At 71.0% G+C, this 14,039-nt stretch carries 14 protein-coding genes; 8 read left to right on the top strand and 6 right to left on the bottom strand.

Annotated features, from left to right (window positions below; translation table 11 throughout):
- Positions 1-453: 453 nt before the first annotated feature.
- Positions 454-1,299, bottom strand: coding sequence for a RecB family exonuclease (locus AC6JBM_RS05575; RefSeq protein ID WP_497982546.1), 846 nt, complete (start codon positions 1,297-1,299; stop codon positions 454-456).
- A 71-nt stretch (positions 1,300-1,370) separates the two neighbouring features.
- Here AC6JBM_RS05575 and AC6JBM_RS05580 point away from each other — a divergent pair, with 71 nt between their 5' ends.
- From AC6JBM_RS05580 to AC6JBM_RS05590, 3 genes are read left to right on the top strand one after another with little or no spacing between them, the layout of a single operon-like run.
- On the top strand, positions 1,371-2,588 hold the full coding sequence (locus AC6JBM_RS05580) for a site-2 protease family protein (protein ID WP_497982547.1): 1,218 nt from the start codon (positions 1,371-1,373) through the stop codon (positions 2,586-2,588).
- Entirely contained in the window at positions 2,585-3,529 is a 945-nt protein-coding gene (locus tag AC6JBM_RS05585) for a tRNA (adenine-N1)-methyltransferase (RefSeq protein ID WP_350613318.1), read from the top strand. Before AC6JBM_RS05580 ends, AC6JBM_RS05585 begins: the two co-directional genes overlap by 4 nt.
- Entirely contained in the window at positions 3,507-4,076 is a 570-nt protein-coding gene (locus AC6JBM_RS05590) for a hypothetical protein (protein ID WP_223094089.1), read from the top strand. The genes AC6JBM_RS05585 and AC6JBM_RS05590 overlap by 23 nt, the downstream gene beginning before the upstream one ends.
- Before the next feature lie 133 nt (positions 4,077-4,209).
- On the opposite strand, the gene AC6JBM_RS05595 is transcribed toward AC6JBM_RS05590, so the two are convergent.
- Positions 4,210-4,500 (bottom strand): ferredoxin, encoded by a 291-nt coding sequence (locus AC6JBM_RS05595; RefSeq protein WP_497986420.1) that lies wholly within the window; start codon positions 4,498-4,500, stop codon positions 4,210-4,212.
- 209 nt (positions 4,501-4,709) lie between these two features.
- On the opposite strand from AC6JBM_RS05595, the gene arc reads away from it, so the two are divergent.
- The 5 genes from arc to prcA all read left to right on the top strand — a co-directional run bounded on the left by arc (position 4,710) and on the right by prcA (position 10,656).
- Positions 4,710-6,476, top strand: coding sequence for a proteasome ATPase (arc, locus tag AC6JBM_RS05600; protein WP_350613321.1), 1,767 nt, complete (start codon positions 4,710-4,712; stop codon positions 6,474-6,476).
- Between the two features lie 116 nt (positions 6,477-6,592).
- Positions 6,593-8,110, top strand: coding sequence for a depupylase/deamidase Dop (gene dop, locus AC6JBM_RS05605; RefSeq protein ID WP_497982548.1), 1,518 nt, complete (start codon positions 6,593-6,595; stop codon positions 8,108-8,110).
- 47 nt (positions 8,111-8,157) lie between these two features.
- Positions 8,158-8,373, top strand: coding sequence for a ubiquitin-like protein Pup (locus AC6JBM_RS05610; RefSeq protein WP_345129507.1), 216 nt, complete (start codon positions 8,158-8,160; stop codon positions 8,371-8,373).
- 475 nt (positions 8,374-8,848) lie between these two features.
- Positions 8,849-9,688 carry a proteasome subunit beta gene (gene prcB, locus AC6JBM_RS05615; RefSeq protein WP_350613325.1) on the top strand — a complete coding sequence of 280 codons (840 nt, stop codon included), beginning with the start codon at positions 8,849-8,851 and terminating at the stop codon, positions 9,686-9,688.
- Positions 9,689-9,777: 89 nt separating this feature from the next.
- Positions 9,778-10,656, top strand: a complete 879-nt coding sequence (gene prcA / locus AC6JBM_RS05620) for a proteasome subunit alpha (RefSeq protein WP_497982549.1) — start codon at positions 9,778-9,780, stop codon at positions 10,654-10,656.
- A 376-nt stretch (positions 10,657-11,032) separates the two neighbouring features.
- Here the strand turns inward: prcA and AC6JBM_RS05625 are convergent, their stop codons facing one another.
- The 4 genes from AC6JBM_RS05625 to rfbB are packed head-to-tail and all read right to left on the bottom strand — an operon-like array spanning position 11,033 to position 13,983.
- Complete coding sequence (locus AC6JBM_RS05625) at positions 11,033-11,734, bottom strand: glycosyltransferase family 2 protein (protein ID WP_497982550.1); 702 nt, start codon at positions 11,732-11,734, stop codon at positions 11,033-11,035.
- Positions 11,721-12,122 (bottom strand): DUF2304 domain-containing protein, encoded by a 402-nt coding sequence (locus tag AC6JBM_RS05630; protein WP_350613331.1) that lies wholly within the window; start codon positions 12,120-12,122, stop codon positions 11,721-11,723. The genes AC6JBM_RS05625 and AC6JBM_RS05630 overlap by 14 nt, the downstream gene beginning before the upstream one ends.
- On the bottom strand, positions 12,119-12,994 hold the full coding sequence (rfbD, locus tag AC6JBM_RS05635; RefSeq protein WP_497982551.1) for a dTDP-4-dehydrorhamnose reductase: 876 nt from the start codon (positions 12,992-12,994) through the stop codon (positions 12,119-12,121). The genes AC6JBM_RS05630 and rfbD overlap by 4 nt, the downstream gene beginning before the upstream one ends.
- The gene (rfbB, locus tag AC6JBM_RS05640; protein WP_497982552.1) at positions 12,991-13,983 is read right to left on the bottom strand and encodes a dTDP-glucose 4,6-dehydratase; all 993 of its coding nucleotides are present in this window, start codon (positions 13,981-13,983) and stop codon (positions 12,991-12,993) included. Before rfbB ends, rfbD begins: the two co-directional genes overlap by 4 nt.
- Between the last annotated feature and the right edge of the window lie 56 nt (positions 13,984-14,039).

Raw genomic sequence — 14,039 nt, forward strand, 5'->3', positions numbered from 1 at the left:
CGGCGAGCATGCCGGCCAGTTCGGCCCGGCTCGCTGCTGGGCTGTCGCCGACGTCGGCTATGAGCGGTCAAGACGCCTGCCAGCCTCTGGTTCGGCGGCGTTCCAGATGGCCGGGCCGCCGCCCGGCGTCGCTCGGCGGCCGCGTTGCCGGGTCCGTCGCGGGCGGCGAGCATGCCGGTCGATCCCCGCGTCCGACCGCAGCCGGAAACGGGGATCGGCCTCCGACGGTCGCGGACCCGCTCCGACACCGGTGCAGTCGCCGCCGCCCGGCGTCGCTCGGCGGCCGCGTTGCCGGGTCCGTCGCGGGCGGCGAGCATGCCGGTCGATCCCCGCGTCCGACCGCAGCCGGAAACGTTCCGCGGCCTCCGACGGCCGCGGACCGCTCCGACGCCGGCGCGCAGTAGCCGCCGCCCGCCCCCAAACCGGCCCCGCGCCCAGGCGCGTGCGGCGCAATCAGTCCCGTTCGACCACCACGGACCCCGAATCCGAAGCCCCGGTCGGAAACGCCGGGGGAGTCCCGCCGTACGCCGGGCACAGCGCCTGATGCGCACACCACCCGCACAGCCGCGACGGCTTGGCCCGGAAGTCCTTCGCAGCGGTCGCCGCCGCGATCGCCTCCCACAGCGCCAGGAGCGTCCGCTCGAACCTCTCGAGATCGTCCGAGTCCGGGGCGAAGTCGCACACCTCCCGGTCCCGCAGATACATCAGCCGCAGGACCCGAGGCACGACGCCCCGGGTCCGCCACAGGACGAGGGCATAGAACTTGAGCTGGAACATCGCCCGGGCCTCGAACGCCTCCCGCGGCGCCCCGCCGGTCTTGTAGTCGACGACGCGGACGTCCCCGGCCGGCGATACGTCGAGCCGGTCGATGATGCCGCGGATGACGAGCCGGTCGTCCACCTGGGCCTCGACGTAGGCCTCCCGGTCGGCCGGCTCCAGCCGATTCGGGTCCTCGAGCGCGAAATACCCGCCGAGCAGCTCCCGGGCCTCGGCGAGGAACTCGTCCAGCGTCAGCGGCGAGCCGGCGAAGATCGACGCCAGCTCCGGCTCCTCCTCGACGAGCCGGGCCCACTGCGGCGCCGCGAGCTCGGCCGCGCGCTCGGGCGTGCGGTCCCCGGCCGGGCTGTCGAAGAGCACCTCCAGCACCGCGTGCACGAGCGTGCCGCGGGCCTGGTCGGCGGTCGGGCGCTCGGGCAGCCTGTCGATGCTGCGGAAGCGGTACAGCAGGGGGCACGTCTTGAAGTCCGCGGCGCGCGACGGCGACAGGGTTGGCAGGGCGGAGGTAACGGGCACCGTCATGTCCAAGAGGTTAAACGGGGGGTACGACAGAAAACGTGTCGCGAACCGCCGAACCCGTAGCATCGGGGGCAATGGACGAACACCGCACGGCATCCGCGCCGGCGTCGCCGGCTGCCCGCCCGCAGCCCCGGGAGCGCGGATCGGGAATCCCGCTGGGCCGGATCGCCGGCGTGCCGATCTCCCTCGCGCCGTCCTGGCTCTTGCTCGCGGCCCTGATCACGATCACCTATGGCCAGTACCTCTCGGCCCGCTCCGAGCGCCTCACCCTCACCACCGGCCTCGCGATCGGCTTCGGCTTCGTCGTCTGCCTGCTGGTCTCGGTACTGCTGCACGAGCTCGGCCACGCGGTCACCAGCCGGCACAGCGGCATCGGTGTGCGGGGGATCACGCTGGAGATGCTCGGCGGCTACACCGAGATGGAGCGCGAGGCGCCCCGGCCGGGCGTGGAGCTGTACGTCTCCCTCTCCGGCCCCGCCGTCTCCCTCGTGCTCGGCCTGCTCGCGGCCGGCGCCGCCGCCATCCTGCCGCGCGGCGGCATCCCCGAGACCTTCGCGTTCCAGCTGGCCCTGTCCAACATCGTCGTCGCCCTGTTCAACGCCCTGCCCGGGTTGCCCCTGGACGGCGGCCGGGCTCTGCAGGCGCTCGTGTGGAAGCTCACCGGCGACCCCAACACCGGCCGGATCGTGGCCGGCTGGGTCGGCCGGCTGCTGGCCCTCGCGACCGCCGCCGTGGCCCTGCTCCTGTACTACTCGCCCCTGGTCAAGGGGTACTTCGGCGTCCTGTTCACCCTCCTCGTCGCGCTCACCATGTGGGTCGGCGCCGGCCAGGCGATCCGGCACGCGAAGGCGGTCGGCAACCTGCCCCCGTTCAGCGCCCGCGAGCTGGCCCGGCCGGTGGTGGCCCTCACCGCCACGACCCCGCTGTCGGAGGCGGACCGGATCGCCGCCCTCGGCGAGGACCAGGAGCGCCAGCCGGTCGTCGCCGTCGTCGACTCGGCCGGCAGCCTGATCGGCTTCGTCCACGGCGCCTCGGCCCGGGCCGTGCCGGCCGAGCGGCGGCCCTGGGTGCCGCTCGGCGACGTGACCCGGCGCATCGACCGCGCGCACGTGCTCCCGGGCGATCTGCGGGGCGCCGACCTGCTCACGGCGATCAGGGACGACCCGGGCGGCGACTACCTGGTGGTCACCGGGGAGGATGTGCACGGCGTCCTGCGCGGCGCCGAGCTCGTCTCCCTCGTGGCCCCCACCCGGAGGCCGCGCAGGCCGACCGTCCGGAGGAACAGCACGTGACCGTGGAAAGCCCCGCCCAGACCCCGTCCGCCGTCCGGAGGGGCCCCTTCGTCCCCGGCGACCGGGTGCAGCTCACCGACCCCAAGGGCCGGATGCACACCATCGTGCTGGAGCCGGGCAAGGAGTTCCACACCCATCGCGGGCGGCTCGCCCACGACGAGCTCATCGGCGCGCCCGACGGCAGCGTGGCGAGCATCGGCGGCACCCTCTACCTGGCCATTCGCCCGCTGCTGAGCGACTACGTGCTGTCGATGCCCCGTGGCGCTCAGGTGATCTACCCGAAGGACGCCGCCCAGATCGTGGCCATGGGCGACATCTTCCCGGGCGCCCGCGTGCTCGAGGCCGGGGCCGGATCCGGCGCGCTGACCTGCTCACTCCTGCGCGCCGTGGGGCCGCAGGGCAGCGTGACGTCCTACGAGATGCGCGAGGACTTCGCGGCGATCGCCCGGCGCAACGTCGAGGCCTTCCTCGGACCGCAGCCCGGGTGGACCCTGCGGGTCGGTGACGTGGCCGGCTGCGAAGATGCCGGGTTTGATCGGATAATCCTGGACATGCTCACTCCGTGGGAGATCCTGCCGCTCGTGTCGCGGGCGCTGATCCCCGGCGGGGTGTTCATCGGCTATGTGGCGACCACACCCCAATTGTCGGAGTTGGTGGAGGCCTTGCGCGAGGATGGTGGGTACACCGAACCTCGTGCATGGGAGAGTCTGGTGCGGGACTGGCACGTGGAGGGGCTGGCCGTGCGGCCGGACCACCGCATGATCGCGCACACGGCGTTCCTGGTCAGCGCCCGCAAGCTCGCGCCGGGCGTCACCGCGCCGCCGCGCCGGCGCAAACCGAGCAAGGGGGCCGAGGCGTACGCGGCACGGCGGTTGGCGGCCGCCGCGGCCGCACGGGCAGACGAGGAGGCCGAAGGGCATGAGCCGACCGAGCTTCAGTGACCTACCCGCAGTCTTTCCCGACTGGTCGCCGTATCCGGACCTCGAGTCGGCGGCCCGGGCATACCTGCGCGACCCGGACATCGCGCTCGACGCCATGGCCGGCGTCCTGCGCGGCCAGAGCGTGCTCGGATTCACCCTGGAGCGCTTCGTCAACGACGTGAACGGGGTCTGGCAGGAGGTCGTCGTCTGCGACGGCAACCGGCTGATCCTCTGGCACGGCGAGGACATCCCGCCGGAGGAGGCGCCGCCGGGCTCGATGACGTCGTCCCTGCGGGTGGTGGCCCTGTCCGCGGTGACCGAGGTCGGCTGTCGGCGGCGCATCAGCCGCAACCCCAACGGCACCCACCGGGTCGACAGCGTGGACGTGTATCTGCTGCTCACGTCGCTGGACGAGGCCAACGTGGCGGCCGAGGAGGCCGGCTCGGTCATCCGGCACGACGCGCTGCGCTTCGGCAAGACCCTCGACGACGGCGGCGCGGGCCAGATCGCCCGCCTGGAGGAGTTCGCCCGCCTGGTCAGCTCGCTGGTCGGCAAGCCGATGCTGTAGCGCATTCATTCACGTTCATTCATGGCCCGGACCGCGTCACCTGCGGACCGTTGCTCCCGCGCGACTCGGGGCGGGGCCCAGCTCCGCTGGCCCGGCCCCTGCGACTCCGCGGTGCCAAGGGCAAAACCGCAGGTCAGCCCTCGGATTCGGGACCCGCGACGGGAGCGTCGTCGGCCGCGCGCCGCACGTAGATGCACTCGCCCGGGCACTCCTTGGCCGCGTCGATCACCTCGAGCCGCAGATGGGCGGGCACGCCGACCCGGCTGCCCGGTGCCAGCAACAGCTCGCCGTCGGCGCCCTTGACGTAGGCCAGGCCGTCGACGTCGAACTCGAAGACCTCCGGGGCATACTGCACGCACAGCCCGTCGCCGGTGCACAGGTCCTGGTCGACCCAAACCTGCAGCTCGTCCTGGGTGGTCTCCACGCTCACCGGCCTGACGCTACCCGACCCCGGCGGAACCGTGCAGGGGGCCGTGACACACGCCGCAGAGGGCCGGAAAGGGTACCGGATAGGGCCCTTCGCGCATCCCGGATTTGTAAACACCCTGTGGCGCACGTGTTCGAGGGGGCCTGAACCGCCGATCAGCAGTTAGTGTTAGAGCACAACGTTCAAAGCCCCCGGGGAGGTGGGACGTGGCACGCAGCGACGACGCGGAGACGCGCGCCGCACGATGGGAGAAGGACGCCCACGATCTCTCCACGCAGGTCGCGTTTCTTCAGGAGGAACTCGCCCTGGTGCGGCGCAAGCTGACGGAGACTCCGCGACACGTGCGACAGCTCGAGGAGCGGCTCGCCGCAGCGCAGGCGCAGATTGCCCGGCTGACCGAAAACAACGAGCGGCTCGTGGCCACCCTCAAGGAGGCCCGAGCCCAGATCGTGACGCTGAAGGAGGAGGTTGACCGCCTGGCGCAGCCGCCGAGCGGCTACGGCGTCTTCCTCGCCCGCCACGACGACGGCACCGTCGACGTGTTCACAGGCGGGCGCAAGCTGCGCGTGGCAGTCTCTCCGGCCATCGAGGTCGAGGAGCTGCGCCGAGGCCAGGAGGTCCTGCTCAACGACGCCCTGAACATCGTCGACGCGCTCGGGTTCGAGCGGGCCGGCGAGGTCGTCATGTTGAAGGAGGTCCTCGAGGGTGGTGACCGGGCACTCGTCGTCTCGCACGCCGACGAGGAACGGATCGTCCACCTGGCGCACACCATCGCCGACGCGCCGCTGCGCGCCGGTGACTCGCTCATGATCGAGCCGCGGTCGGCCTACGCCTACGAGCGGATTCCGAAGAGTGAGGTCGAGGAGCTCGTTCTGGAGGAGGTGCCCGACGTCGACTACCACGACATCGGCGGACTCTCCTCGCAGATCGAGATGATCCGCGACGCGGTGGAGCTGCCCTTCCTGCACGCCGAGCTGTTCCGGGAGCACAAGCTGCGCCCGCCGAAGGGCGTGCTGCTCTACGGCCCGCCCGGCTGCGGCAAGACCCTCATCGCCAAGGCGGTGGCCAACTCGCTGGCGAAGAAGATCGCCGAGCGGCGCGGCGAGGAGCGGCAGACCAGCTACTTCCTCAACATCAAGGGTCCCGAGCTGCTCAACAAGTATGTCGGCGAGACCGAGCGGCACATCCGGCTCATCTTCCAGCGCGCTCGGGAGAAGGCCGGCGAGGGCACGCCCGTCATCGTGTTCTTCGACGAGATGGACTCGGTGTTCCGCACCCGCGGCTCCGGCGTCTCCTCCGACGTGGAGAACACGATCGTCCCCCAGCTGCTCAGCGAGATCGACGGCGTGGAGGGCCTGGAGAACGTCATCGTCATCGGCGCGTCCAACCGGGAAGACATGATCGACCCGGCCATCCTGCGCCCCGGCCGGCTCGACGTGAAGATCAAGATCGAGCGGCCGGACGCCGAGGCGGCGAAGGACATCTTCTCGAAGTACATCCTGACCGACGTGCCGCTGCACAGCGACGACGTCAGCGAGCACGGTGGCTCGCCCGACGCGACGGTCGCGGCCATGATCGACGCGGTCGTGCTGCGGATGTACTCCGAGACCGAGGAGAACCGCTTCCTCGAGGTGACCTACGCCAACGGCGACAAGGAGGTCCTGTACTTCAAGGACTTCAACTCCGGCGCGATGATCCAGAACATCGTCGACCGGGCCAAGAAGATGGCGATCAAGGACTTCCTCTCCAACGGGCAGAAGGGCGTACGCCTGCAGCACCTGCTCGACTCGTGTGTCGACGAGTTCCGGGAGAACGAGGACCTGCCCAACACCACCAACCCCGACGACTGGGCCCGCATCTCCGGCAAGAAGGGTGAGCGGATCGTCTACATCCGCACGCTCGTCTCCGGTGGCAAGGGCGCCGAGGCCGGCCGCTCCATCGAGACGGCCACCAACACCGGCCAATACCTGTAAACGGTGATCCATCTATGAGCGGGCGGTGACCTTTCGGTCACCGCCCGCTTAAGCTTGCAGGCAAGCTGGCCCGTCCGAGTGGGCCGGGTCGCCGACGATACGACTAGGGTTGTCTCATGAGTGTGCGGCGCGTGATGGGCACCGAGGTCGAGTACGGCGTGTCCGTGCCCGGCCAGCCGGGTGCGAACCCGATGGTCACGTCCTCCCAGGTGGTCAACGCCTACGGGGCGCGGCCCGAGCTCTCCAAGAACGGCCGGGCCCGGTGGGACTACGAGGAGGAGTCGCCGCTGCGCGACGCCCGCGGGTTCACCTATTCGGGTGCTCTTTACGATCCCGCGGAGGCGCTCGCGGACGAGGACCTCGGCCTCGCGAACGTGATACTGACCAACGGCGCGCGGCTCTACGTGGACCACGCCCACCCGGAGTACTCCACGCCCGAGGTGACCAACCCCCGCGACATCGTGCTGTGGGACAAGGCCGGCGAACGGGTGATGGCCGAGGCCTCCCGGCGGGCCGCCACCATCCCGGGCACGCTGCCGATCCACCTGTACAAGAACAACACCGACAACAAGGGCGCCAGCTACGGCGCGCACGAGAACTACCTCATGCGCCGCCAGACGCCCTTCGCCGACATCGTCATGCACCTCACGCCGTTCTTCGTCACGCGGCAGATCGTGTGCGGCGCCGGGCGGGTCGGCATCGGGCAGGACGGCACCGGCCCCGGCTTCCAGATCTCCCAGCGCGCCGACTTCTTCGAGGTCGAGGTCGGGCTGGAGACCACGCTGAAGCGGCCCATCATCAACACGCGCGACGAGCCGCACGCCGACGCGGACAAGTACCGCCGGCTGCACGTGATCATCGGTGACGCGAACCTGTCGGAGATCTCGACGTACCTGAAGGTCGGCACCACGTCGCTGATCCTCGCCATGATCGAGGAGAAGGCGCTCTCGGCCGACCTGGGCATCGCCGACCCTGTCACCGAGCTCAAGTCGGTCAGCCACGACCCGTCGCTCAAGCACCTCATCCGCATGCGCGACGGCCGCCGGCTCACCGCCCTGGACATCCAGTGGGCCTTCTACGAGCGGGCCCGCGCGTTCGTCGAGGGCCGCGAGGGCGACGACGCCGACGAGATCACCCTCGACGTGCTCGACCGCTGGGAGGACGCGCTGGACAAGCTCGGGCGCGACCCGATGCTGTGCGCCGGCGAGCTCGACTGGGTGGCCAAGCTGCGGCTGCTGGAGGGCTACCGCGAGCGCGAGTCGCTCGGCTGGAGCTCGCACAAGCTGCAGCTCGTCGACCTGCAGTATTCCGACGTCCGCCCGGAGAAGGGCCTCTACCAGCGCCTGGTCGCCCGCGGCTCGATGGCGACGCTGTTCACCGAGGAAGAGGTCCAGCGCGCGATCGTCGAGCCGCCGGACGACACCCGGGCCTACTTCCGCGGCCGCTGTCTCGCCAAATACCCCGCCGAGGTGGTGGCGGCCAGCTGGGACTCCGTCATCTTCGACGTGGGCCGCGAGTCGCTCGTGCGGGTGCCGATGATGGAGCCCGAGCGGGGGACGAAGAAACACGTCGGCGCGCTGTTCGACAAATGCCCGAGCGCCAAGGATCTGCTCGAAGCGATCACTTCCGGGTAAGTTCGATGCAGCGGTTCGTTTGGTGGTCCCCCCGAGGAGGATGAGTCATGGCTACGAGGGATACGGGCGGGCAGTCTCAGTCCGGCAAGTCGCGCCGCGACGAGGAAGAGGACGTCGCCGCGCCTGAGGTGAACCCGGAGACAGCCGAACGGGTCGAGCAGCTCGGCGAGGACGTCGACGACCTCCTCGACGAGATCGACTCCGTGCTCGAGGAGAACGCCGAAGAGTTCGTCCGCGGATACGTGCAAAAGGGCGGCGAGTAGCCGCACACGAGCCCGCCCGCCCGGAACCCCGGGCGGGCGGCGCACGTTGCGGGGGCTCTCATCCGGCCCACGGACAGCCCGTCAGCTCGCCCGGACGCGTCGGACGGCTCGCCCGGACGCCTCGTTCGGCCGGTTCCGCTCGGACGGCTCGGACGGGGCGGCTCGCTCGCTCGGACGGCTCGGACGGGTGGCTCGTTCGGACGGCGACGGCTCGGACGGGTCGGACTCCTCGCTCAGACAGCGGGACGGTTCGGAGGCGACTCTCGAAGTCTCGGGCCGGCCCGGCGGCTCGCCCGGACGTCCGGAAGGAGGCGGCGGCTCGCATGAGGCGCCCTGACCTGCCCGGGCTCGGCAGCGGCCCGCACGACGCACCGCCTGTTCGCCCACAGCGTTGTGGCGCGGCGCAATCCGGCCGTGTCGCGGCGTATTGTTGGCCCACCACAGTCGATCACCACGCAACCAAGGAGGGGCTCCGTTGCCGTCGGGTCTTGACCACTCAGGGCGCCCGCCCGCGGCGTTCCACGCCGCCGGGACCTCGTCCTTCACCGAGTTCCTGTCGCACGTGGCGCCCGAGATGCTCCCCGGCCGGCGCCCGTTGCCGCCGGGCATGGCGGCCGACGTGAGCGCCCACGCGACCACGATCGTCGCGATCGCGTGCTCCGACGGCGTGCTCATGGGCGGCGACCGGCGCGCGACGATGGGCAACCTCATCGCCCAGCGCGACATCGAGAAGGTCTTCGCCGCCGACGCCTACTCGCTGGTCGGCATGGCCGGCACGGCGGGCTTCGGCCTCGAGATGATCCGGCTGTTCCAGGTCGAGCTGGAGCACTACGAGAAGATCGAGAGCAGCATGCTCTCCCTCGAGGGCAAGGCCAACCGCCTGGCCAGCATGGTGCGCAACAACCTCGGCGCCGCGATGCAGGGCCTGGCCGTCGTGCCGCTCTTCGCCGGCTTCGACGTGGACGCCAAGAGCGTCGACAAGGCCGGGCGCATCTTCAGCTTCGACGTCGCCGGCGGCGTCTACGAGGAGCGCGGCTACGACTCGATCGGCTCCGGCTCGCTGTTCGCCAAGTCGTCGCTCAAGAAGCGCTACCGGCCCGGCGTGACGACCGACGAGGCCGTGAAGCTCGCCATCGAGGCGCTCTACGACGCCGCGGACGACGACACCGCGACCGGCGGCCCCGACCTCCTGCGCAACATCTTCCCGGTGATCATGACCGCGACGGTCGAGGGCACCCGCCGCCTCGGCGACGACGAGACCCGCGCCGCCGCCGAGCAGATCATCGCCGAGCGCTCCGAGAACCCCGGGGTCTAAGCAGACGCCCTGACCGGCCCGGACGAACCCGACGCCTCGACCTCACCAGCCCGAACGCCCACCAACCAGCCGAAGGAGAACCCGCCACCGTGGCCATGCAGTTCTACGCCTCGCCCGAGCAGATCATGCGGGACCGCTCGGAGTACGCGCGCAAGGGCATCGCTCGTGGCCGCAGCGTCATGGTGCTCAGCTACGAGGGCGGCGTGCTGTTCGTGGCCGAGAACCTCTCGACCGCGCTGCACAAGGTCAGCGAGATCTACGACCGCATCGGGTTCGCCGCCGTCGGCCGCTACCCGGAGTTCGAGGCCCTGCGCTCCGCCGGGGTGCGCCTGGCCGACCTGCACGGCTACTCCTACGCCCGCGGCGACGTGACCGGCCGGCAGATCGCCAACTTCTACGCCCGCAACCTCGGCGCGATCTTCACCCAGGAACAGAAGCCCTACGAGGTCGAGATCTGCGTCGCCGAGGCGGGCGCCACCGCCGAGGACGACGAGCTCTACCGGATCACCTACGACGGCTCCGTCCAGGACGAGCAGGGCATGGTGACCATGGGTGGCCAGTCGGACGCCATCGCCACCGCGGTGAAAAGCCGTCTGCGGCCCGACCAGACGCTCGCTGAGGCCCTGCGGCTGGCGGTCGAGGGTCTGGGGAGTGTCGGCGGCGAGGGCGGTCAGCCGCGCAAGCTGGCGGCCCACCAGCTCGAGGTCGCGGTGCTGGACCGCAACCGCCCCGGCCGCACCTTCCGCCGGCTCACCGGCCTGGCCCTGACCGCCATCCTCGAGGACACCTCGGCCGGCAGCCAGGACGTCGAGGAGGGCCTGGAGGACAAGCCGCAGCCGCCGGCGTCCCCGAGCACGCCCGCGGACAACGCGTCGGGCGGCCCGGCCCCGAGCCCCGACGAGCCCGGCGAGCTCGCGACCCCCGACGACACGGCCGACGAGGACAAGAACAAGCCCGACGCCGAATAGCCCGACCCGACGCGCTCCGGGGCCATCTCGGCCCCGGCAGAGCGCGCATGGGGGTAGGCAGCGACGGTCGGACCTGGGAGCACGCAGCGGCCCGCTCCCGGCGAGGAGCCCGTCGCACAGCTCGGCAGCGCGAGTGTGCCTCGGCGCGCGGGTCATCGCGGAAGAGCGGCCCGGAGGCGGGTCTGACGCGCGCAAACCGGCCGGATTCCGAACAAAAGCGAACGGGCCGGACGCTGCACGCAATCGGCGGTGAAGGCACACGGAGGCAAACCGCAGCAGCTCCGCCTAAAGCGTGAAACGGGCGGCGGCTCCACCCCGAAACGTGCAACGGCCGGTCGCCCGAGGCGGGAGACCGGCCCTGCACATCACGCGGGGGTCAGGCGCGGATCATCGCGAGGAGCAGTACGACAAACGCGCGTCCCAAGTAGATCGTGGCCTTCACGGGTGAATTGCTCGGCGTGCCCGCCATCCGCGGCCGCATCGCGACCGGGATCTGCGTGATCTTGTAGCCGTTGCGCGCCAGCCGCACCAGGACCTCGATCGTGTCGCCGAGGTACTCCGCCGGGTACCAGTGCGCGAAGAACTCGATCGTGCGCCGGTTGCACGCGCGGTGCCCGGACGTCGTGTCGGTCAGGCGCGTGCGGGAGAGCTTCGACAGTACCGCCGACAGCATTTTCATCGCCCACTTGCGAGGGCCCTTGACGCTGTAGCCGCCCTCGCCCGCGAACCGGGCGCCGATCACCAGATCGTGCTCGTCCAGCGCGTCGACGAGCTTCGGGATGTACCGCGGATCGTGCTGCCCGTCCGCGTCCACCTGGATCGCCACGTCGTAGCCGTGGTCGCGGGCGTAGCGGTACCCGGTGCGCATCGCCCCGCCGACGCCCAGGTTGAACGGCAGCTTCGCGACGATCGCCCCGGCCTCGGCGGCCTTGATCGCGGTGTCGTCGCCGGAGCCGTCGTCGACCACGATGATGTCGACCGACGGCAGCTCGCCGTGCACCTCCCGCACGACGTCGGCGATCGACTCCGACTCGTTCCACGCGGGGATGATGATCAGGACCTTCTTACCGTTGATCATCGAAAGCCGTTTCCTGAGCGCTGACCGCTTCGTGGGGGATCTCGTCCTGGGGGCGGGGCCGGCCCAGCTCGCTGCGCAGCAGGGCCAGGTCCTCGGCCAGCGTGCGTGTCTCCTCCTCCAGCCGGCTGACCTCCCAGCTCAGGTGCACCGTCACCAGCAGCAGGAACACGATGCCGAGGAACAGCACCAGGCTGACGCCGGACGCGATGCCCAGCAGCTTCGCCGTGCGGTCGGTGATGAACGGGAAGAACGCCAGCGGCAGCATCACGACGCTGACGACCAGCCAGAGGATCGCGTACTTCTCCTGCAGCTGCCGCCGCCGCAGCAGCTCCACCATGAAGGCGAGCACCGCGAGCGCGGTCAGGCCGGTGACGATCGTGAGCTTCACCGGGCAACTCCGGGCATCATGTCCTGCAGCATTGCACGCCAGTCCCGCATCGGCGGCATCCCGGCCGCCGCCCAGCGTTCGTGCCCGAGCACGCTGAACGCGGGCCGCTTCGCCGGGCGCACGAACGCCTCGCTGGTGGTGTGGCGCACCCGGGCCGGATCGTGCCCGGCCAGCTCGAACGCGGCCGCCGCCAGCCCGTGCCAGGACGTCCGGCCGCTCGCGGTGCCGTGGTAGATGCCGGCGGGCGCGTCCGAGTCCGCCAGCGCCACCAGGCGCTCGGCCAGGTCACGCGCCCACGTCGGCTGCCCGACCTGGTCGTCGATGACGTCGACGAACTCGCGCTCGGCGGCCAGGCGCAGCATCGTCAGCACGAAGTTGCGGCCGGTCGTGCCGTAGAGCCAGGCGGTGCGCACGACGTACCCGGACTCGGGCAGCGTGTCGAGCACGGCCCGCTCGCCCACGAGCTTGCCGCGGCCGTACGCGTTGATCGGCCCGGTCGCGGCGTCCTCGGCGTAGGGCTCGGTGGCATCGCCCGGGAACACGTAGTCGGTGGAGACGTGCACCAGCTTCGCCCCGGTCGCGGCGCACGCGGCGGCCAGGGCGGCCACGCCGGTGCCGTTGACCGCGGTCGCGGCGGCCTCGTCGGCCTCGGCGCCGTCGACGTCCGTCCAGGCCGCGGCGTTGATGACCACGTCGTGGCCCTCGACGAGCGAGCGCACCTTCGCGGCGTCCGTGATGTCCAGTTCCGCCCGGGTCGCGGCGGTCACGTCCCGGCCGTCGAGCACGGCCAGCAGGTCGCGGCCGAGCATGCCCCCGGCGCCCGTGACGAGAAAACGGGTCGCGCGGCCTCCGCTTCGCTCCGGACCGGTCATGAGGCCAGCGCCGCCCGGGCCTTGAGCGGCTCCCACCAGGCGCGGTTGTCCTGGTACCAGGCCACCGTCTCGGCGATGCCCTGCTCGAACGTGACGGCCGGGGTGTAGCCGAGCTCGTTGCTGATCTTGTCGTGGCTCAGCGAGTACCGCCGGTCGTGGCCCTTGCGATCCTCGACGTAGCGCACGGCGGAGTCCCAGTCCCGTCCGGTCGAGGCCAGCAGGACCTCGGTCAGCTCGCGGTTGGTCAGCTCGCGGCCGCCGCCGATGTTGTAGACCTCGCCGGCCCGGCCCTTCTCGAGCGCGAGCTGGATGCCCGCGCAGTGGTCGGACACGTGCAGCCAGTCACGGATGTTGCCGCCGTCGCCGTAGAGCGGGACGGTCCCGCCGTCGATGAGATTGGTGACGAAGAGCGGAATCACCTTTTCGGGGAACTGGTAGTGGCCGTAGTTGTTCGAGCACCGGGTGACGACCACCTCCATCCCGTGGGTGCGGTGGTAGGCCAGCGCCAGCAGGTCCGAGCCGGCCTTCGAGGCGGAGTACGGCGAGTTCGGCGCGAGCGGCCACTCCTCGGTCCAGGAGCCCTCCTGGATGGAGCCGTACACCTCGTCGGTCGACACGTGCAGGAACCGCCCGACCCCGGCCGCGCGGGCCGCGTCGAGCAGCACCTGGGTGCCCAGCACGTTCGTGGTCACGAACGGGCCGGCGCCGAGGATGGAGCGGTCGACGTGCGACTCCGCCGCGAAGTGCACGACCGCGTCGTGGCCGGGCATGAGCTCGCCGACGAGCGCCGAGTCGCAGATGTCGCCCTCCACGAACGTGAGCGCGGCGTCGCCTTCGACCGGGGCGAGGTTCGCCCGGTTACCCGAATAGGTGAGCTTGTCGAGGACGGTCACGGCCGCGCCCGCGTACGCGGGGTACCCGCCGCTGAGCAGCGTGCGCACGTAATGCGAGCCGATGAAACCGGCACCGCCGGTGACGAGGATTCTCACGGGTTCGAGAGTCTAGTGGAACGCCGCTGGTGCGCCGGTCGACCCTGGGCGCGTCC

The sequence above is a fragment of the Dactylosporangium thailandense genome, from assembly GCF_059739745.1.

What these genes read in the sequence shown, in the direction of transcription:
- AC6JBM_RS05575 (WP_497982546.1), bottom strand. Translation starts at nt 1,299, where the DNA reads ATGACGGTGCCCGTTACCTCCGCCCTGCCAACCCTGTCGCCGTCGCGC.
- AC6JBM_RS05580 (WP_497982547.1), top strand. Translation starts at nt 1,371, where the DNA reads ATGGACGAACACCGCACGGCATCCGCGCCGGCGTCGCCGGCTGCCCGC.
- AC6JBM_RS05590 (WP_223094089.1), top strand. Translation starts at nt 3,507, where the DNA reads ATGAGCCGACCGAGCTTCAGTGACCTACCCGCAGTCTTTCCCGACTGG.
- dop (WP_497982548.1), top strand. Translation starts at nt 6,593, where the DNA reads ATGAGTGTGCGGCGCGTGATGGGCACCGAGGTCGAGTACGGCGTGTCC.
- AC6JBM_RS05610 (WP_345129507.1), top strand. Translation starts at nt 8,158, where the DNA reads ATGGCTACGAGGGATACGGGCGGGCAGTCTCAGTCCGGCAAGTCGCGC.
- AC6JBM_RS05625 (WP_497982550.1), bottom strand. Translation starts at nt 11,734, where the DNA reads ATGATCAACGGTAAGAAGGTCCTGATCATCATCCCCGCGTGGAACGAG.
- rfbD (WP_497982551.1), bottom strand. Translation starts at nt 12,994, where the DNA reads ATGACCGGTCCGGAGCGAAGCGGAGGCCGCGCGACCCGTTTTCTCGTC.